At 53.3% G+C, this 18,313-nt stretch carries 21 protein-coding genes and 1 pseudogene; 3 read left to right on the plus strand and 19 right to left on the minus strand.

From position 1 onward, the window contains the following. Positions 1 to 8: 8 nt before the first annotated feature. The 13 genes from accB to ETC05_RS11475 form a co-directional block, all read right to left on the minus strand. Complete coding sequence (gene accB, locus ETC05_RS11415; protein WP_031408360.1) at positions 9 to 542, minus strand: acetyl-CoA carboxylase biotin carboxyl carrier protein; 534 nt, start codon at positions 540 to 542, stop codon at positions 9 to 11. A 144-nt stretch (positions 543 to 686) separates the two neighbouring features. Continuing rightward, positions 687 to 1,238, minus strand: a complete 552-nt coding sequence (locus ETC05_RS11420) for a SpoIIIAH-like family protein (protein ID WP_031408358.1) — start codon at positions 1,236 to 1,238, stop codon at positions 687 to 689. A gap of 22 nt (positions 1,239 to 1,260) precedes the next feature. Then, positions 1,261 to 1,899: a stage III sporulation protein AG gene (spoIIIAG, locus tag ETC05_RS11425; protein WP_031408356.1), complete on the minus strand. Its 639-nt coding sequence runs from the start codon at positions 1,897 to 1,899 to the stop codon at positions 1,261 to 1,263. Positions 1,900 to 1,906: 7 nt separating this feature from the next. Then, on the minus strand, positions 1,907 to 2,518 hold the full coding sequence (spoIIIAF, locus tag ETC05_RS11430; RefSeq protein WP_031408353.1) for a stage III sporulation protein AF: 612 nt from the start codon (positions 2,516 to 2,518) through the stop codon (positions 1,907 to 1,909). 10 nt (positions 2,519 to 2,528) lie between these two features. Beyond that, a complete protein-coding gene (spoIIIAE, locus tag ETC05_RS11435; RefSeq protein WP_031408351.1) occupies positions 2,529 to 3,692 on the minus strand; it encodes a stage III sporulation protein AE in 1,164 nt (387 codons plus the stop codon). A 13-nt stretch (positions 3,693 to 3,705) separates the two neighbouring features. After that, positions 3,706 to 4,092, minus strand: a complete 387-nt coding sequence (spoIIIAD, locus tag ETC05_RS11440; RefSeq protein ID WP_031408349.1) for a stage III sporulation protein AD — start codon at positions 4,090 to 4,092, stop codon at positions 3,706 to 3,708. 21 nt (positions 4,093 to 4,113) lie between these two features. Next, on the minus strand, positions 4,114 to 4,320 hold the full coding sequence (spoIIIAC, locus tag ETC05_RS11445) for a stage III sporulation protein AC (protein ID WP_011231888.1): 207 nt from the start codon (positions 4,318 to 4,320) through the stop codon (positions 4,114 to 4,116). Between the two features lie 15 nt (positions 4,321 to 4,335). Beyond that, complete coding sequence (spoIIIAB, locus tag ETC05_RS11450; protein ID WP_171661037.1) at positions 4,336 to 4,848, minus strand: stage III sporulation protein SpoIIIAB; 513 nt, start codon at positions 4,846 to 4,848, stop codon at positions 4,336 to 4,338. Further along, on the minus strand, positions 4,845 to 5,765 hold the full coding sequence (gene spoIIIAA, locus ETC05_RS11455; RefSeq protein ID WP_031408345.1) for a stage III sporulation protein AA: 921 nt from the start codon (positions 5,763 to 5,765) through the stop codon (positions 4,845 to 4,847). Before spoIIIAA ends, spoIIIAB begins: the two co-directional genes overlap by 4 nt. A gap of 61 nt (positions 5,766 to 5,826) precedes the next feature. After that, the gene (locus tag ETC05_RS11460; RefSeq protein WP_171661038.1) at positions 5,827 to 6,108 is read right to left on the minus strand and encodes a YqhV family protein; all 282 of its coding nucleotides are present in this window, start codon (positions 6,106 to 6,108) and stop codon (positions 5,827 to 5,829) included. A gap of 173 nt (positions 6,109 to 6,281) precedes the next feature. Beyond that, the gene (gene efp, locus ETC05_RS11465; protein ID WP_031408341.1) at positions 6,282 to 6,839 is read right to left on the minus strand and encodes an elongation factor P; all 558 of its coding nucleotides are present in this window, start codon (positions 6,837 to 6,839) and stop codon (positions 6,282 to 6,284) included. A gap of 27 nt (positions 6,840 to 6,866) precedes the next feature. Then, positions 6,867 to 7,928, minus strand: coding sequence for a M24 family metallopeptidase (locus ETC05_RS11470; protein WP_171661039.1), 1,062 nt, complete (start codon positions 7,926 to 7,928; stop codon positions 6,867 to 6,869). Positions 7,929 to 8,155: 227 nt separating this feature from the next. Next, a complete protein-coding gene (locus tag ETC05_RS11475) occupies positions 8,156 to 8,686 on the minus strand; it encodes a YqhR family membrane protein (protein WP_031408338.1) in 531 nt (176 codons plus the stop codon). A gap of 195 nt (positions 8,687 to 8,881) precedes the next feature. Between ETC05_RS11475 and ETC05_RS11480 the strand changes: the two genes are divergently transcribed. Further along, positions 8,882 to 9,805, plus strand: a complete 924-nt coding sequence (locus ETC05_RS11480; protein WP_171661046.1) for a DUF1385 domain-containing protein — start codon at positions 8,882 to 8,884, stop codon at positions 9,803 to 9,805. A 22-nt stretch (positions 9,806 to 9,827) separates the two neighbouring features. Then, the gene (locus ETC05_RS11485) at positions 9,828 to 10,184 is read left to right on the plus strand and encodes an SA1362 family protein (RefSeq protein ID WP_031408334.1); all 357 of its coding nucleotides are present in this window, start codon (positions 9,828 to 9,830) and stop codon (positions 10,182 to 10,184) included. Positions 10,185 to 10,262: 78 nt separating this feature from the next. Here the strand turns inward: ETC05_RS11485 and ETC05_RS11490 are convergent, their stop codons facing one another. The 4 genes from ETC05_RS11490 to ETC05_RS11505 all read right to left on the minus strand — a co-directional run bounded on the left by ETC05_RS11490 (position 10,263) and on the right by ETC05_RS11505 (position 13,993). Beyond that, positions 10,263 to 11,144: a patatin-like phospholipase family protein gene (locus ETC05_RS11490; RefSeq protein WP_031408332.1), complete on the minus strand. Its 882-nt coding sequence runs from the start codon at positions 11,142 to 11,144 to the stop codon at positions 10,263 to 10,265. A gap of 87 nt (positions 11,145 to 11,231) precedes the next feature. Then, positions 11,232 to 11,657, minus strand: coding sequence for a transcriptional regulator MntR (mntR, locus tag ETC05_RS11495; RefSeq protein ID WP_031408330.1), 426 nt, complete (start codon positions 11,655 to 11,657; stop codon positions 11,232 to 11,234). Between the two features lie 168 nt (positions 11,658 to 11,825). Further along, the gene (gene splB, locus ETC05_RS11500; RefSeq protein ID WP_031408328.1) at positions 11,826 to 12,851 is read right to left on the minus strand and encodes a spore photoproduct lyase; all 1,026 of its coding nucleotides are present in this window, start codon (positions 12,849 to 12,851) and stop codon (positions 11,826 to 11,828) included. 107 nt (positions 12,852 to 12,958) lie between these two features. After that, positions 12,959 to 13,993 carry a DUF2332 domain-containing protein gene (locus tag ETC05_RS11505; protein ID WP_031408326.1) on the minus strand — a complete coding sequence of 345 codons (1,035 nt, stop codon included), beginning with the start codon at positions 13,991 to 13,993 and terminating at the stop codon, positions 12,959 to 12,961. A 197-nt stretch (positions 13,994 to 14,190) separates the two neighbouring features. Between ETC05_RS11505 and ETC05_RS11510 the strand changes: the two genes are divergently transcribed. Continuing rightward, positions 14,191 to 14,526, plus strand: a complete 336-nt coding sequence (locus tag ETC05_RS11510) for a hypothetical protein (RefSeq protein WP_031408324.1) — start codon at positions 14,191 to 14,193, stop codon at positions 14,524 to 14,526. Positions 14,527 to 14,570: 44 nt separating this feature from the next. Here ETC05_RS11510 and ETC05_RS11515 read toward each other — a convergent pair whose 3' ends face one another. Then, a complete protein-coding gene (locus ETC05_RS11515; RefSeq protein WP_031408322.1) occupies positions 14,571 to 15,983 on the minus strand; it encodes a LysM peptidoglycan-binding domain-containing protein in 1,413 nt (470 codons plus the stop codon). Positions 15,984 to 16,097: 114 nt separating this feature from the next. Continuing rightward, positions 16,098 to 17,963, minus strand: a pseudogene (locus tag ETC05_RS11520) (vitamin B12-dependent ribonucleotide reductase); the annotation flags it as partial. Positions 17,964 to 18,313: the final 350 nt, after the last annotated feature.

The raw sequence follows: 18,313 nt of genomic DNA on the forward strand, positions 1-18,313 counted from the left end.
TCTCTCCCTTATTCAGGCTTGACTAAAAACAACGGTTGGCCGTATTCGACGAGCTGGCCGTTTTGCACAAGCACCTCGACAATTTCGCCATCGACTTCCGCTTCAATTTCGTTAAACAGTTTCATCGCCTCAATGATGCAAACGACCGTGTCTTTTTTGACTTTGTCGCCCGGTTTGACATACGGCGGCTTGTCCGGCGCCGGCGCTGCGTAGAACGTGCCGACCATCGGCGAAGTAATTTGATGCAAATTGCTTTCAACAGCTGGCTTTGCCTCTTTGACCGCCGGCGTTTCCGCTTTCGGAGTCGGCGCTTCCGGGGCCGGCGCTTGAACGGGAGCAGCTGCCGGAGCTGGTTCCACCGCCGTCGAAGCGGCAGGCGCCGGCTGTGCGACCGCTGTCTGGGCGGCCGCAGCCGGTGTAGCGGCAACAGCACTCGTTCCTTTTTTCATATGTACTTTGGTTTCGCCTTGCTCATATACAAATTCGTCGATCGAGGACTGGTCAACCAAGCGGATCAATTCGCGGATCTCTTGAATTTTCATCGATCTCACACCTTTCTCCAAGTATCGTGCAGCCCGTTCCTGGCAGGCGGTGCTCAAACGTGTTCATAACGATTATACACACAACCGTAGGACAAACAAAAGACTTTTCCGCAAAAAAAGAAGCTGCCCTATCGAGCAGCGCGTTTATCCAGCCGGCTGAAACTCAACCGTCACGTATTCAGCATCAGGTATTTCTTTTTTCACCATATGAATGACTTCATTCGCTGATTTCGCTGAACTTTGTTTCGCTTTGATCGTCACGCGCACTTGGTTGTCATCGGCGCGCACGAGCACGTCTTCATAACCGCCTTTCGATTTGATGAGCGTCTCCAACGTTGCTTCTTTTTCGGACAATGCCTGCAATTTTTCAATTTTATCGAGCGCTTCATTCTTTTCTTCCGCCGTCGCGTTCGCTGAAGCGACGATGGCGTTCAGTTCATCGCGCAGCCGGCTCCGTTCATCCTCAATTTTCATGCGCAGCGCCGTAAACAAGTCGTCGCCCGTTTCGCCAGATGCGGACGGTTTTTTCGCCTCTTCGACGGCGACGCTCGGCTGATCGGTTGTTTTTTCTGGTTTCTCGTTGGCGGTAAATGCCGGGCTGTTGTTCATGTTTTTTGGCGCCGTCACGTAATAGACCGACAACACAACGACCAAGCTCAACATCGTCAACAACCATACGGTTTGTTTTTTCAACATGCCGACTCCTCCCCTTACCCGGTCATTTTTTCGGCAAGACAGCGACGCGGTAGCTCGGAACGTTTAACACGCGCGTCACCGCCTCGACGATCCATTTTTTGATTTGCAAATTATCCGCCCCTTTGGCGACAACGAGCACACCACGGATGTCCGGCTTTTTCGTGGCGACGACAAGCGGCGTTTCTTCTTCGCCGTTGTGAATGATGATCACTTCTTCATTGGTCGACTCGTTTTCGATCGTCCGCTTCCCGCCTTCCTTGTCGCTCTCTTCCGTTGTTTGCTGCTGGGTCGAACGCTTTTTCTCATACAGTTTCAGCTCCGTGGAATCGAGATTCACAACAACAGTGACATCATCGACCCCTTCGATCGCCTCAAGCGCGGCTTTCAATTCTTTTTCGTACCGCTCCTCATAGGCGGCGATCACTTTCTCTTTCGTTTCCTTGCTTGCCAGGAATGCCGGCTCGGCTGGAGCGGACGGCTGCCTGGTGGAAGGCTTCGCTTCGGCTTCCTTTCCGCTGTTTGCCCAATGACTTGCCGCCATCAAGGCGACGCCGGCCAACAACAGGACGACGACGTACGAAAACGGCCATTTTTTCTGTACTCCTTCTCCTTGCCCGTCTTTGGGCGATGGAGAAAAGAGCCGTTTGATGAGCGGCAACATCCCCCCTCTATTCCCTCCCTTTAAATTGCACGTGAATTTTATCTTCATCGATTTCCCATCGGCCGGCAAGAAAGGCGCGCACCTCTTCTGCCAGCGAAGCATCGCCTTCCGGCAAAGCCGGCGGCTTCGTCGTATCGATGACAACCGGTTCCACCGAACCAGCTGACCTCTGTTTCGAAAGAACGACCTCAATCGTCTTGATGTCATCCGGCATGCGCCAGTCGTCGCCTGGGTTAGCGTAAACGTTGACATCCGCTTTCAGTCCATACTTTTCCATCAACTCCTCATTGGCATCGTTTTCGAGCTGGACAGCCATTTGTTTTAAAATATATGCGCGTTGCGAGGCTTGTATTTCTTTTTTCTGCTGTTCGATTTGATTTTTTATCGCCTCTTCTCCTTTACGGCCGTTGGAAAAATGGACGAGCGCCGACGCCATGAGCTGCTCGGGATCAACGGAAGCGAGCCGGAGCACCGGAGCGAGCATCACCAGAACGAGCATAAGCCCAACAGCCATTTTCACGTATTTTTGCATCGTCCCCGACGGCAGCAAAAAATCGATGATGACAGCAAACAACAAAAACAAGATGATGTTTGTCCCCCACTCAATGACTAGCTGCATAGCGCTCCTCCTAGCGGACCATCATCGTAATGTTCCCGGCCATCACCATGACGGTGAGGCTCAAGAAAAACATGAGCGACACAATGAGCAGCGCCGCCAGCACGTAGGCGATGCTTTTGCCGATGATGTTAAGGCACGAAAGCACCGGTCCGCCGCCAAGCGGCTGCAGAACAGCAGCCGATAACTTGTAGACGATGACAATGGTGAAAATTTTCACCGCTGGAAAGATGGCGATCATTAACAAAATCGCCGCCCCGACCAATCCGACGGTATTTTTCAGCAGCATCGAGGCCGCAACGACCGTATCGGCGGCATCGGTGAACAGCTTGCCGACGACCGGGATGAAATTGCCAGTGACAAATTTCGCCGCCCGGAGCGCCACGCCGTCCGCCACAGCCGCTGTTGCCCCGCGCACGGACATGACGCCAAGAAACACAGTCAAAATGAGGCCGAGCAAACCGAGGGCCGCTTTGTTGAGCAAATCGGCGAGCTGAGTCGCCTTGTACCGGTCGCTGAGCGTGCTGACGACAGAAAGCAACGCAGCCAGAAGCAAAAGCGGCAAGGTGACGTATTCGACGACCGTGCCGGTGATGTTCATCACAAACAAAATGATCGGGTGGAAAAACGCCGCCGACGCGACCCCGCCGGAAGTGGCGAGCAGGGCGAGCAACAGTGGAACGAGAGCAATGATGAAATGGCTCATCGTCCGCACCGCCTCAAGCGCATAATCCGCCGCGAGACGAAAGCTGTTTAAGGCAATCAACAAGAGCACCATATAGACGACCGCTTGGGCGATTTTGCTTACCTCCTGCTGGGCGAATGCATTTTGCAGCGATTGCAGCACCGTGCTGAAGACAGCAAGCAAAATGAGTGTGCCGAGCAATTTGCCGTTCACCTGCAGTTCATAAAACAAATAGCGGGCGAGCGCCTTCAGCCATTCGGCCGGCGACCATTGCTTGCTGCCGCTTAAAAAATCGGTGAGCGGTCCTTTCTCGCTTTCCGGCAAAAATCCGCCGTACTCGCTGACGATCGTTTCCCAATAGCGTCGGATATCGCTCACATCGAGCTGAGCGAGCTGCTCGCTGACCGATGGTTCATCGCTTGCGGCTTGTACGACCAACGGACAAAAAAAGAGAGAAAGCAGCCCGACAATAAGGAACGCTGTTCGCTTCAATCCGTTCCCCCCTTCAGCGTGCCGATGGGATAAGACTGATGACCGCTTCGATGATCGCGGTTAAAATCGGAACAGCCAGCGCCAAAATGACGATTTTGCCGCCGAGCTCAATTTTGGCGGCGATCGCCCCTTGGCCGGCGTCTTTGGAAATTTGCGCGGCGAACTCGGCAATGTAGGCAATGCCGATGATTTTCAACATCGTCTCTAAATACACCATCTGAATATGGGCGCCTTCGGCCATTTTTCGCAACATCGCCAAAATGCTGCTGATTTGATCAACCAACAATAGAAAAATGGTGCAGCCGACAAACACGATCAACAAAAAGGCAAGATTCGACTTTTGCTCTTGCAGCAGCACGACCAAAAACGTCGCGATCAACCCGAGGCCGACGATTTGCAAAATGTCAATGGTCGATCCCCCCTACCCGCGGAACAAAAAGACATCTTTGATTTTTTGGAACAAGTCGCTGACGATGGAAGCGACCATAAACAAAATATAAATAAAGCCGAGCAGCGTCACCCATTGGGCATACTCTTTCCGCCCCATCTGATCAAGCACCGTATGCAAAAACGCGATGACGATGCCGACGCCAGCGATTTTCAAAATGAGATCGACATCGATGCCCATTCTCCTGCCTCCTGTCTACATGAGTAAAATAACGAGCAGCAGGCCGGCCAACACGCCTAAACTTTTCGCCATCTTCGCATAGCGCGCCTGGTTGTCGAGCGCTTCGGCTTCCTCCCGCTCCAGATGGGCGAGCGCCAGCGCAATCTGCTTTTGTTGCGTGAACCGGTCATATTGGCCGAGCGTGGCGCCAAATTGTCTCATCACTTCAAATTCCCCTTGCTTTAGGGCAGTTTTTCCCCATACAGCCCGCAAACTTTTTTCCCACGCCTCGGCGGCGCTCGTTTCTTCCGTGCACAACGCAGCGGCAAACCGCTCGAACAATTCGGATAACGGGGCGGCCGTTTGCCGGGCGAGATGCATAGCAGCGTCGGCGAGCGGCGTATGGCCGTACATCACTTCCGCCTCAAACGCCCTTAGCGCCGCTTTCAGCTGGCGGAGCTGGCGGGGCCGCTCGTGCAACACGCGGGCGGCGGCAAACCCCAACCATGTCGAGGCAACGAGAATCAACAGAGCGCCAAACCATTTCATCGCTGGACCACCGCCCGCTCATACAGCACCGTTCCGCCGGCGTCGAGAATGCGCCGGATTGAGCCGGGATGGGGGATGTTCGTCAGCTCAACAAACCGTTCAAACACCTTTTGTTCCATCACCGGCCGCAATGTCGGACGCTGCCAGACGTCTTGAATGTTGCGGCCGTGCACAGTCGTCCATACAGAGACACCGGCGCTGGCCGCTTCAAGCACTGCCTCGCTGTCTTCCTCACGCCCGATTTCATCGACAATCATGACATCAGGGCTCATCGAGCGGATCATCATCATCATCCCTTCCGCTTTCGGGCAGGCGTCCAACACGTCAAGGCGCGGACCGAACGAAAATTGAGGGATTCCTTTCACACAGCCAGCGATTTCCGATCGTTCGTCAACGATCGCCACCTTTTGTGCTGGAATGCATCCTATCCCGCTGCTAATCAATCGCGCCGCATCGCGCAAGAGAGTCGTTTTTCCCGTCTGCGGCGAGCCGATGATCATCGTATGGCGCCAGTGTCCGTCGTACACATACGGAATCAGCGGCTCGGCGATGCCGACCTGCTCTTTGGCGATGCGAATGTTAAACGAGGAAACATCGCGAATTGCTTTCACCTTGCCCCCTTCCGTAACGACTTTGCCAGCCAGCCCAACGCGATGCCCCCCTTCAATCGTCATAAATCCGCGCTTCAGCTCTTCTTCGACGGCATAGATCGAATAATGGCTCAATTTATTGAGCAAATGTACACCGTCTTCTTTCGTCACTTCATACGGCAGCAACCGGGCCGTTCCATCGACGATCACCTCAAGCGGCCGGGAGACGCGGATGCGGATTTCTTCGATTCCGCGTCGGCATGAAGAAAGATGGTGCTGCAACGCGGCGGCGATCGTTTTCGGCAAAATTCCCCACACCGCTTCCATGGCCCTCCCCCTTTTCTTGTGGACTAGTTCATATGTATGGGTGGAATGCGCCGTTTATGCCTTACTTGTAAATCGCGAACAAAATGAGCGCGATCCCGAGCGCCACAAGCCCAAGCCGGGAAAACGAGAGCTCGTCCGCAAGTGAAAGCAGTCCAATGGCCATCGTCACGATCATGACGGTTGGACCGACAACAGCGAGTGCCGCGTTAATGACAAGCGCTTTTTTCACGTCATTGAACACAAGCATCAACAGCGCCGCGCTCAGTTCAATGAACGCCGACATCATCCGCATGCCGGCCATGGCCATAACGGACGGGTCGATCGATCGCAGCCAATGTTTCATGTTCCCCTCCTGTTTTGCCAAATGGGATCGATTAGTACAAACGTATGCGGAAACAAGCCGTTTCAGAAGAAGTTTTTGTTGAGGAAAACGATGGAGGAGCCAACCGGCACCCATTTTGCGCATAAAAAAACCGTCCCGGAAGGTGTCCGGGACGGTGCCTGTCGGACTTGCGCTTACGCCCGCGAAACGTACGTGCCATCGGCGGTATTAATGATGAGCGTGTCGCCTTCGTTGACGAAAAATGGCACTTGAACGACAAGGCCGGTTTCGAGCTTCGCCGGCTTCGAACCGCCGGAAGCGGTGTCGCCTTTAATGCCGGGCTCTGTTTCAACCACTTTCAGCTCCACGGTATTCGGCAGCTCGACACCGATCGTTTCGCCTTGGTACATCATAATAAATACTTCCATATTCTCTTTCAAAAACTTCAGTTCATGCTCGATTTGTTTCGCCGGCAGCTCGATTTGTTCGTACGTTTCCATATCCATAAAAACGTGTTGGTCGCCGTTGGCGTACAAATATTGCATTTTGCGCGTGTCGATTTGCGCTCGGTTTACTTTTTCGCCAGCGCGGAATGTCCGCTCTTGAATGGCGCCGGTGCGCAAATTGCGAAGCTTCGAACGGACGAACGCCGCCCCCTTGCCCGGTTTGACGTGCTGGAACTCAAGGACGCGCCAAATGTCGCCGTCCACCTCAATCGTAAGTCCTGTGCGAAAATCGTTGACTGAAATCATCGGCCGAAATCCTCCTCACGCAATCCATTATAAAATAATCAGTTCTTTTGGCGAATGGGTGAGCGCTTCGTTCCCATCAGCGGTGATGACCACATCGTCCTCAATGCGCACCCCGCCAAGCCCCGGGATGTAAATGCCCGGCTCGACGGTGACGACCATGCCTGGTTCAAGCACGACATCCGAACGGAACGAAAGCGTCGGCCCTTCGTGAATTTCTAGTCCAATCCCATGGCCGGTCGAATGGCCGAAATAGTCGCCATACCCTTTTTCGCGGATATAATCACGCGTGAGCGCATCAGCCTCTTTGCCGGTCATGCCCGCTTTCAACCCGTTCATGCCTCGTTGCTGCGCCTCGAGGACGATATCATAAATCGTTTTCAGTTCGACGCTGATGTCGCCGACGGCGACCGTTCTCGTCATATCGGAACAATACCCTTTATAGTAGGCCCCGAAATCCAATGTGACAAGCTCGCCGCGCTCGATCGTCTTCTCTGACGCCACCCCGTGCGGCAGCGCCGAACGGTAGCCGGAGGCAACGATCGTTTCAAAGGAGGACGAAGACGCCCCTTGCTTGCGCATAAAAAATTCCAGCTCATTCGCCACTTCGATTTCTTTGACGCCCGGACGGATGAACGACAAAATGTGCGAAAACGCCGCATCGGCGATTTCCGCTGCTTCCTTTAATATCTTAATCTCTGCTTCTGACTTAATCAAGCGTAATTTTTCCACCAGCCCGGACGTCGGCACAAGTTCAGCGCGGATGGCTTCTTCATACGACTTGTATGCTGCATAGGTGACATGTTCTTGCTCAAAGCCGAGCCTCTTGATGCCAAGCCGCTGCACCTGATTGACGATTTCTTCGATGATCGGCCCGCTGTGCTGAACGACTTCAAACTCTTCGGCTTGCCTCGATGCTTGTTCGACGTAGCGGAAGTCCGTAATCAACACCGCCCCTTGACGGCTGACAAGAACGACGCCGGCCGTGCCGGTAAACCCGGTCAAATAGCGGCGGTTGTAGCCGTTTGTCACCAACACCCCGTCGATGTGCTGTTCGTCAAGAAGCACCCGGAGTTTTTCCAACTTTTCCATACTCCCGTCTCCTCTTCCCAGAAAATGTACTTCCCCTGCCACCGGCAGCGGGAACAGAAAATCGTTGCAGCCAAGGCGATACAAGCGACCTTTATATAGGCGCGCCGGTTTTACGCAACGTCCGCCATGATGCGAAAAGCATACCAAAACCTTCTCTATTTTACCATAAAGATGACAGTTTCCGCCAGACGTCCGCTTGACGCTTGCTTTCGGGGCCAAATGCGGCGTCAGCTTCCTTCGTTTGCCGCTTCCTTCCCCATGCTTGAAGACAGCCGATTCATTTCTTGCGTTTCGAACGAGATGGAATAGCCGACAAATACGCCATATAAAATGTACAAACAAAGCGTCGTCACGATCGTATTGATTTCCAAGTCGGCCACTGGCTGAACGTTTGGAAACAGCGGATTAAACAAATAAAAAACGATCACCCAAAGCGCAGCGCCGTATAAAATCCCAGCCCACATGCCGCGGATGTTTCGCAACAACGCGTAATACAAAAGCGCCGCTGCAATGGAAATGATACCAATCAACACGATAGCCGCATAATTGCCGGCTTTCCCGTATTTCCAGTCACCGGCCACCCACGGGATGAGAATCATGTTCGGACTGATTTCACTGAAGTGGAAAAAATGGGCCAAATAGCCGATCAAACTCCAAAACACCCCGCCGACAAACCCGATGATGATCGTTTTCTGTACGAGCGTCATCGGCCGCTCCGTCTTCTCCTGCTCAAGCTTCCCTTTTTGTTCCGCCATCATCGTGCACCTCCTTGTCTGTTAGTATGACCGACAGCCGATCATCCCATGAATCAAACGAAAAAATGACCACTCCTGTGTAAATCATGGATTTTTTGGAAATCATAACAATAGCATCAACCTAGAGGTTTCCGGACGTTTCTTGTAGAATAAAATAATAAATATAAAAAATAGGTTGGTGTTGGCCTGATGAAATCAATGGAGAAACCGTTATACGGCGGCCAGGCAGTTGTGGAAGGGGTAATGTTTGCCGGCAAGACGCACTCCGTCACCGCTGTTCGCCGCCATGATGGAACGATTGACTATTTCACGTTGCCTCGCCGCAGCCATCCGACGCTGGCCGTCCTGAAGAAAATTCCGCTTGTCCGCGGCATTGTCGCCATTATGGAAGCGAGTGCGAACGGGGCCAAGCATTTGCAGTTTGCCAGCGAACAATATGAGGCGTCCTCGGACGAAAAACAGGCCACCGAAGAAAGCCGTTCCAAATTCGGGCTGATTCTCGGCGCCGCCGTCATCGGCGTGCTATCGTTTTTATTCGCCAAAACCATTTTTACGCTTGTTCCGGCGCTCGCCGCCGACGCCTTGAAACCGTTCGTACCAGGGAAAATGGGGCAAATTTTGCTTGAAGGAGCCTTTAAGCTTGCTCTTTTGCTCGGCTACATTTACTTTATTTCGTTGACGCCGCTTGTTAGACGCGTGTTTCAATACCATGGGGCGGAACATAAAGTCATCAACGCCTTTGAAGCGGGGTGGCCGCTCACTGTTGAGCACGTCCAGCGTGCCTCGCGCCTTCACTACCGATGCGGCAGCAGCTTCATTTTATTTACTGTCATGATCAGCTTATTCCTTTATTTGTTCGTGCCGACGGATCCGCTTTGGCTGCGAATCGCAAACAGGCTCGCTTTAATTCCTGTCGTGCTTGGCGTTTCGTTTGAAGTGTTGCAGTTTACAAATAAATTGAGGGATATTCCGCTGCTAAGCTGGCTCGGCTATCCCGGGCTATGGCTGCAGCGGTTGACGACAAAAGAACCGGATGATGACCAAGTGGAAGTGGCCATCGCCTCGTTTCAGCGGCTTCTCGATTTGGAGGCGGAAGCCGAAAGAAAACAAGCGGTGCAGTAATCGATCAAAGGGGGTGGACTCATTGCGGCGCCGGGCCATTCATCCGCTTGTCGGGCTTATGATTTTGCTTGGAACACTTGGCATTGTCTATACCCTTTTTGCCCATCCGACGGTGCTGTTCCGCCAGCTGTTGTTTGTTGCGCTGTTTTTGGCCGCCATTTATCTTTTCTACCGGTTCGTCTACCAACGCCGCACCGATCAACATCGGTTATCGTATTTAAAGGCGGTGCGGCAGTCGAAAAAGCTCCATCCCCGCTCCGGGCGCAAACAAGCAAAGCCGGCGAAACTGAAGCGGCCGCTGAAAAAACGGACGGCCATTCCGCACTTGACCGTTATCGAGGGCAAAAAAGGCAAAAAAAAGAATCGAGCTTCATTTTAGCTTGATTCTTTTTTGTTTGCCTCTGCCGTTCAGCTAAAAAATCGGCGGCAGAGGTGTGTCCTATTGCCGCTTTCCCGTCTAGTACGCCCATTGGCGCAAAAATTGCCGCGTCCGCTCGCGTCCGTAATCGATCAGGCGCCGGCGCGCTTCCAGGTCGATGGAAAATTCTGTAGAAATAACGTTGTCCACCGGCAAAAAGACGATGTTTTTTTCATGGCGACGCGAAATGTAGCGCGCATCATGCGCCTCTCTCATGGCCGCAAACAGCGCCTCATACAAATCGAGCGCATTGGTGATCGTTCGTTTCGGCCGCTCCCCTGGTTTTGGGCTCAGCTGAACGCCCAGCACCGGCCGTTTTTTCTTCTTTTCTTCATCAAACAAAAACAGCGGAAAATTGCTCAACACCCCGCCGTCGACGATGAGGAATACACCGTTTCGCCCGCGGAGGCGGACCGGCTCAAAGAAATAAGGAATGCTGATGCTCATCCGCACGGCCTTGGCGATGGAAAACGACCCAGGGTCAATGCCGTATATGGCTAAATCGTCCGGCAGCACGACGATGCGCCCGTTCGTCACATCGGAAGCGACGATATACAAACTGCCGGCCGGCACATCTTGAAACGTCCGCACGCCGCGGGCAGCGAGCGTCGCCTCGAGCCACCGCTCAAACGCCTTTCCTTGATACAGCCCAAGATGCCAATACAGGCGCACCCATTTCCAAAGCGAAAACGGAATCCATAGCGGCCGTTCATCCAAAAACTGCTCCAACTCCAACTCCTCAAGCAGTCGGGCGATGTCGCGGGCGCTGTAGCCTGCCGATAGCAGCGCCGAAAGCAACGCTCCCGCACTCGTGCCGGCAAGCCGCTTCCAGCGCAGACCTTTTTCCTCAATCGCTTCATACGCTCCAAGCAACGCAAACCCTTTCACCCCGCCGCCGGAAAAGACAAGATCAATGTCCACCGCCGCCTCCCCCTTTTTGCCGTTTATACATATGTAAGAAAAAAGGAAGGCATTTAGTACGGCAAACAAAAAAGAGCAAGCCTCGGCTTACTCTCCTTGTTCATTGCGCTTTTGGACATCGCGCAGCTCTTCAAGGCGGCGTTCGTCCTCTTGAAAATACTGCACCAAATCGCCGATCCGGTCAATGGCGTTCCAGCTCAAATGGTGTTCAATCCCTTCCACGTCGCGGTAAATGTTTTCTTCGCTGACACCGATCAAACGGAGAAACTGCTCAAGCAGCTCATGGCGGTAGACGAGCCGCTGGCCGATTTTTCTTCCTTTTGGCGTCAAGACGAGTCCGCGGTATTTCTCATACACTAAATACTCATCTTTATCGAGCTTTTGCACCATTTTCGTCACCGAGGAGGGATGGACGGACAACGCTTCAGCGATGTCAGAGACGCGGGCATAGCCCTTTTCTTCAATTAAAATGTAAATTTGCTCAATATAATCTTCCATGCTTGGTGTCGGCAACGTTTGTCCCCTCCCATTACATTTGTCTGCCGTAGACAAGTGCAGCGGCCGTCAGCATCTCTCATGAACATTGCCGCTTTGCCCGCTTCGGCTAGACGCTGCCGGGCCAGTCGGCCGCCCAGGCAAACAAAAAATAGCAATCAATCCCATTATACCATGAAGGGGACATTACGTAAAATACTGCACTTGGGCTGATGGAAAAAAGCGAGCAATATACGAGCGCATGGTTTCCTCCAGCTCTTGCGCTTCCTCGTCAACGTACACATATTTGCCGATGCCGTGCCGCCCCCATTTATACTTGCGCTTCGATTCGTCCAAATCGAGCTTGGTTTTTGGGTAACGCTGCTCGATGACCCGCTTGGCCGGCTTGGTAAACCGATGCTGGATGAGCTCAAACGTCAAATCCGACAAGTCCACCCCTTCCAATTGCCGAGCGAGCTCCTGAAACAATTCGAAATACCCTTCCTCCCAACCGTCATGCCGGTAAATCGGCGCGACGACAAAGCCGAGCTTATAGCCGGCACCGGCCACTTTGCGCGCCGCCGCAAGCCGCGCATCAAAGGACGACGTTCCCGGCTCAAAATGGCGGATGACATAGCGGGAGTTGACGCTGAAGCGAAACCGCGTCTTGCCGTTATGCTTCGCATCAAGCAAATGGTCGACATGCTCGTACTTCGTCACAAATCGGAGCCGCCCGTAGTCGGTCGCGCCGATAAACTCAATCGCTTTTTTGAGCGAATGGGTCAAATGATCGATCCCGACGATGTCCGACGTGCACGCCGCCTCAAAGCGCGTAATCTCGGGCGCGCGCTCGTCAATATACGTTTGCGCTTGGGCGAAAATGTCGTCCAAGTTGACATACACGCGGATGTATGGCTTGCTTCCTAATGTCGTCTGCAAATAGCAATAATGACAATGGCCCATGCACCCGGTCGCCAGCGGTAGCGCGTACTCCGCCGACGGCTTTGAGGAGTCGAATTTCAGCGTCCGCCGCACGCCGACAACGAGCGTCGCTTTCGCGTTTCGATACCGTGCCAGCTCCGTCTCCCCCGGAATGCCGCGCACTTGGTTATGCGACGTCGTCTCGCGAATCTCGATGCCCATTTGCGTAAATTTCTCATACAGTTCCTTCCCGAGCGGGTACGACAACGCCTCCGGCTCGAAATACACAAGTTTGGGCACAAACGGTTTCATTCGTTTCCCTCCAAGTTTCCATATTCGATGTTAGTATGGTTCAAGGATGGAGGGAAATCGCGTACTTCTTTTGCTTGGCATCATTTTTCATGGAAGGCTCATTGCCCCTAATTTGATCTGTTCATCTCCCACCGAAACCAACGACCATGCCCATCGGTTTCCGCCACGATTTGCTGGTATTCTCGGCTGCCAATCATGCCATCCAGATGCAATTTCCGATCCCACATGTTGTTATACACATGGAACCAATCCCGCTGACGGCCGATTTCGTGAATCTGCTCAAGCAATACATGCTTTTCCTCATCTGACATTTGGTTGGCGACATGCGTGTGGAAGACACAAACAACGGTCTCGGACGGCACTTGTGCCACGATCTCAGCAAGAAGGTTGACCCCGTCTCCCTCGATCAGGCGCACCGGCACTTGTTCCAGTCGACGAGCCGCTTGGACAAACAGCTGGCGCCGATCCTGATGTTCAGGCCAAATGAGCGCCTCCATCCATCTTCGATCATCCTCTTTTTTCAAGTCAATCACATGCAAATCGATACCGATCCGTTCGGCAACCGGCGGACTTTCCGGCAACAAGAATGGCCATCGATTTCCACGAATGCTTGAGGTAATAACGACATCAGAGCTTAAATTTCCGTATGAACCCTGCCGGCCATACTCGTACCGGTACTGATCCCAAGCCAGCTGCAGACCGGCGCTTGTGCCAATTTCAATAAGTGACAGAGGCGTTTTCACTTGTTCATAGATCCAACAAAACACCGGATATAAATACGCACAACGCCGGACTTCATTGGTTTGTACAAGCCGGTGAACCAAAATGTCTTTTATATCCTCCCAGTAGCAAAGGCAAAAATCACGGAAATAAGGAAAAGCAGCTTCTGGTGCCCGTGGCTTCTTAACGATGCTTCCGTAAAACTCGCGCAACTCATGTTGATACCCTTTTAGCAATAAATCATGCACCGCCCCAAACAACAAGTTGGGAATCGGCTGACCGCTGCGGGCATGCGAAGCAAGACTGAGAAGCTTCTCATCCGCAGCAATGTGGAAAGAAAGGTGTTCATACAACGGACTAGATCCACGGCATTCATAAACACCAAAACATCGAAATCGTTCAGCGACCCACGTGAAGTTCAACTCGATCCTCTCCTTAATTTCCCACATTCTCCCTTTCACCGCATCCCAAGAGAACTCGATCGATCCCCTCCTTATACTGTATTCGCTCTACTTTAACGGATCTCCTTTCCAAACCTTCTCGCTACTTTGCCATCCATCATGACGCAAGCGCTCCAGCAATGATATACTAAAAATGAAACGGAAAGGAGGAAGCGGCGATGTCCCATGAGCTTGCCGAACTGCTTCGCTCGGTGCTGAAAGAAGAACTGCAGCGGATTCATGAACGTCTCGGCCGCCTGGAAGCCAGACAGCAACGCCTTGAAGAACAGCAGCAGCGCCTCAAGGAAATGTTGGACCGTTTGCTCAGCGCGACGCGCAGCCATTTCGAACAAACGGAGGACAAGCCGGTCGGCCATCAGCGCATGTCCGGGGGCGTGCCACATGATTGGCGCCGTGTGAACATGGCGATTGACTATTTGAAGCATAAAATCAGTCAGCACGATTTCGAAATCGATCAACTAAAAAAGCAGCTCGAACGCCAACAACCAAAATAAACGCGCATGCCCGATGATCGGCGCATACGCTCCAGCCGTCCAGCTTATCCCTGTTTCCGAATGCGGAAGTGGTCTTCCAACAGCACCCAGTTTTCTGGATACGGATACCCGAGCACCCAGTAGCTGATCCCGCGCAATCCGTATTCTTTCACCAAGTCAAATTTCGCCAACGCGCTGCGGGCGTCTTCAAACCATACTTCGTGCTGACGGCCTTGTTCGTCCGTGTAGCGGTAAAACGGCGAAGCCGCCGCCGCATCGTATTGGATGGACTCTCCGTAGCGAATGGCGCGCTCGAGCGCCTCTTTCGGACTGAACGTTTCCGCCTCTTGCCCTGGCACGTGCGGCAGCACCCAGTCGCGGGCGTAAATTTGAAACCCCATCATGATTTTCTCCCGCGGAATCACGGTCACCGCATAATCGAGCACGCGCCGAATTTGATTCACCGGCGAAATGGCTTGCGGCGGCCCGAACCGGTAGCCCCATTCATAGGTCATGAGCACGACGAAATCGGCAATGCGCCCATGGACCGGATAATCGTGCGCCTCATACAGCAATCCTTTTTGTTCCGCGCTGATTTTGGGAGCGAGCGATGTCGATAACACATATCCTTCCGCGTGAAGCCGAGCCGCTGCCCGCCACAAAAACGCGTTATACCGCTCGCGATCGAACGGATAGACATTTTCAAAATCGACATTCAGCGCCCGGTATCCTTTCGCCCGCATCACTTGAATGACGTTATCAAGCAATCGTGTTTGCAGCGTGGCATCGGCCAAGATCGTCTGCGCCAATCTTGAACCCGGATCCCGATACGTAAAGTTGGTGATCGTCATCATCGGCACGACACGGGCGGCATAAGCCGCCTGAATGAATGCCGCATCATTGATCGGGTTGAGCCCGCCGTCGGAGCGGATCGTATAGGCGAACGGGGCAGCATACGTCAAATGGCGGCCGACTTCGCGCACTTGCTCCGCCCCTTTCTCCCCTTGATCCACCGTAAATGCGTTCACCTCAATGAGCGGCTTCGCCGGCGGGATGATGAGCCGCTGTCCGGGAGCGATGACATTTGGATCGGCGATTGGGTTGAACTCGATGATTTGCTGGACGCTGACTTGATAGGCGGCGGCAATTTGCCCTAACGTTTCTCCAGCGCCCACCGTATGAATGCGATCCGGAATCACCAACGGCGTGCCCGGATAAATGAACGCCGGATTGGCGATCCGGTTCGCCTGCACGATGGCTTCGACCGTCACTCCATAGGCGCGGGCGATCTGCCATAACGTTTCCCCGGCACGGACGGTATGATAGCGATACGGAACCGGAATGACAACCGCCTGCCCGATGGCGAGCCGGTTCGGGTCGCTCAGTTCATTGGCGGCGACAATCCGCTCGAATGGAACGCGGTAACGCTGGGCCAGCTGCCAAAGCGCCTCCCCGCGCTGGACGACATGAACAATCATGACGCTCCCCCTTTCCTTCTCCCTTTTACCACTATATTTTCGTTTTTCCCCTTTATGTAAAAAAACGCCGGTTCCTTTGCAGAACCAGCGTTTCCTTCATCCAATCCTTTCCCATTACAACCCGCACTTCAGCTGGGCGCCGCAGTTCGTGCACGTGTTGCAGCCGCCGATCTCTTCGACCGTCCCTTCGCGGCAAATCGGGCAAATATTGCCGATTTCGGAACCGATGGTTACATCGGTGGCGCGTACGTCTTGAATCGTATCAACGAGCACGACAGGGCGTTTCGTCTCTTTTTCCTCAAGCTCCTCTGGAAGCAATTCAAGCTGCTCTTCGATCTGATTTTCCTCTGCCTTTAACGTCAACACTTGCGCATCACGGCTGCCGTCGACATAGACGGTGCCGCCTTTCGCGCCGCAGCGCCATAACCGTTCGTACACTTTTTGCACTTGCTCGACGGTGTAGCCTTTTGGCGCGTTGACCGTTTTCGACAAGCTCGAGTCAACCCAGCGCTGAATGATGCACTGCACGTCAGCGTGCGCTTCCGGCGGCAAGTCCATCGCCGTCACAAACCAAGGCGGCAAGTGGTTCGGGTCGGCTTCTGGATGTTTGTCTAAATATTCTTGGACGATGTCCGCTTTCACTTCGATAAATTTGCCCAAGCGTCCACTCCGGTAGTACGAGAACGAGAAGTACGGCTCCAGCCCGGTTGAGACGCCGACCATCGTCCCCGTCGATCCTGTCGGCGCCACCGTCAGCAAGTGCGAGTTGCGGATGCCGTATTTCAAAATATCTTGGCGAATGTCTTCCGGCATCCGTTTCATGTAGCCGGTGTTGATGAACGCTTCGCGCAGCTTGCGCGTCTCTTCCTCCGTTTCGCCGACCAAAAACGGGAAGCTGCCTTTTTCTTTCGCCAGCTCGATCGACGCCCGATATGCGGTCGTGGCGATCGTGCGGAACAGCTCATCGACGAGCTGGTTTCCTTCCTCAGAACCGTACGCTTTTTCGCAGTAAATGAGCAAGTCTGCAAGCCCCATGACGCCAAGGCCGATGCGGCGCTCGCCGAGCGCTTGCTTTTTGTTTTCCTCAAGGAAGTACGGCGTCGCGTCAATGACGTTGTCTTGCATCCGCACTCCGATTTCAACCGTGCGTTTCAGTTTTTCATAGTCAACGACCTTTCGTTCTTTGTCCACCATGTTCGCCAAGTTAATGGCGGCCAAGTTGCAGACAGAATATGGTGCGAGAGGTTGTTCCCCGCACGGGTTGGTCGCCACGACTTTTTGCCCGTACGCGCGGGCGTTCGTCATTTCATTGGCGTTGTCGATGAAGAAAATGCCCGGCTCGGCCGAATACGTCGCGCAAATGTTGATCAGCTTCCACAGTTCGCGGGCGCGGATTTTTCGGTAGACGCGAACGCGGTAGCCCATTTTCTCCCATTCGCGCACATCGCCGACTTCATGCCATTTTTCGTTATAAATGCGCATTTCCTCTTCGGAATAGGTTTCCACATCTGGGAAGCGAAGCGCATATTCTTCGTCGTTTTCGACCGCTTCCATGAACTCTTTCGTCAAGCAGACGGAAATGTTCGCACCGGTTAAAAAGTCAGGGTTGTGCACTGTATATGTACCGCCGGTGCGCAGCTTTTCTTCCGCGTCTTTAATGATTTCCTCCGTGAAGCCGCCGTAGTCCGGCGCGTTCTTATAGCGGACGATCGCTTCGTACATCGCCCGCTCCCGTTCGGTGAGCGGCGTGAATTTCAGCTTGTCGCGCGCCGCTTTTTTGATGCCTTCGTCTTCCATATTTTCAAGCAGGTAGCGCAAAATGCGCGGGTTTTGCATTTTTGAGACGATGAATTCAATAATGTCCGGGTGCCAGTCGGCAAGCATGATCATTTGGGCGCCGCGCACATTGTTACTCGCTCGCTTCCACGAGCGGGCTAGGTCATTTCTGCCTAGCTCTCCGCCTTTCGGTCGGAGATCAGACTATATCATCAGGGAAGAGAAGATCTCGTATTTACGGTTCAACTTAAGGTCTCCATATCGATACAAGTGATGGAATATTTTCTTTACATCGTTAATACTGGAAACATATAGATCAAAACAACCTTATCTCTTCCCTGTCTCGCGCCTCGTATCCCCGTTGCCGCGGGATACGATTTACTCCTTCCATAGCCCTCCCCCCACGAAACAGTGTTCGTTACCCTGATTGTACCGAGGGCTGTAGGAAGTTTCAATAGTCGTTGAACCTTCATCTCCGTTTCCAGAGATGCTCGGCTGCTGGTTGCCCATTGTTGCATCCAACTTGTTTTCCAACCGTCACGTCTGCCGTCGCC

The sequence above is a fragment of the Geobacillus sp. BMUD genome (assembly GCF_013096845.1).
GTDB classification, from domain to species: Bacteria; Bacillota; Bacilli; order Bacillales; family Anoxybacillaceae; genus Geobacillus; species Geobacillus vulcani.

What these genes read in the sequence shown, in the direction of transcription:
- ETC05_RS11480 (WP_171661046.1), top strand. Translation starts at nt 8,882, where the DNA reads ATGGAGAAACCGTTATACGGCGGCCAGGCAGTTGTGGAAGGGGTAATG.
- ETC05_RS11460 (WP_171661038.1), bottom strand. Translation starts at nt 6,108, where the DNA reads ATGAAACATTGGCTGCGATCGATCGACCCGTCCGTTATGGCCATGGCC.
- splB (WP_031408328.1), bottom strand. Translation starts at nt 12,851, where the DNA reads ATGAAACCGTTTGTGCCCAAACTTGTGTATTTCGAGCCGGAGGCGTTG.
- ETC05_RS11515 (WP_031408322.1), bottom strand. Translation starts at nt 15,983, where the DNA reads ATGATTGTTCATGTCGTCCAGCGCGGGGAGGCGCTTTGGCAGCTGGCC.
- ETC05_RS11420 (WP_031408358.1), bottom strand. Translation starts at nt 1,238, where the DNA reads ATGTTGAAAAAACAAACCGTATGGTTGTTGACGATGTTGAGCTTGGTC.
- spoIIIAF (WP_031408353.1), bottom strand. Translation starts at nt 2,518, where the DNA reads ATGCAGCTAGTCATTGAGTGGGGGACAAACATCATCTTGTTTTTGTTG.
- ETC05_RS11470 (WP_171661039.1), bottom strand. Translation starts at nt 7,928, where the DNA reads ATGGAAAAGTTGGAAAAACTCCGGGTGCTTCTTGACGAACAGCACATC.
- accB (WP_031408360.1), bottom strand. Translation starts at nt 542, where the DNA reads ATGAAAATTCAAGAGATCCGCGAATTGATCCGCTTGGTTGACCAGTCC.
- spoIIIAB (WP_171661037.1), bottom strand. Translation starts at nt 4,848, where the DNA reads ATGAAATGGTTTGGCGCTCTGTTGATTCTCGTTGCCTCGACATGGTTG.
- ETC05_RS11475 (WP_031408338.1), bottom strand. Translation starts at nt 8,686, where the DNA reads ATGATGGCGGAACAAAAAGGGAAGCTTGAGCAGGAGAAGACGGAGCGG.
- spoIIIAA (WP_031408345.1), bottom strand. Translation starts at nt 5,765, where the DNA reads ATGGAAGCGGTGTGGGGAATTTTGCCGAAAACGATCGCCGCCGCGTTG.
- spoIIIAG (WP_031408356.1), bottom strand. Translation starts at nt 1,899, where the DNA reads ATGTTGCCGCTCATCAAACGGCTCTTTTCTCCATCGCCCAAAGACGGG.
- efp (WP_031408341.1), bottom strand. Translation starts at nt 6,839, where the DNA reads ATGATTTCAGTCAACGATTTTCGCACAGGACTTACGATTGAGGTGGAC.
- spoIIIAC (WP_011231888.1), bottom strand. Translation starts at nt 4,320, where the DNA reads ATGGGCATCGATGTCGATCTCATTTTGAAAATCGCTGGCGTCGGCATC.
- ETC05_RS11510 (WP_031408324.1), top strand. Translation starts at nt 14,191, where the DNA reads ATGTCCCATGAGCTTGCCGAACTGCTTCGCTCGGTGCTGAAAGAAGAA.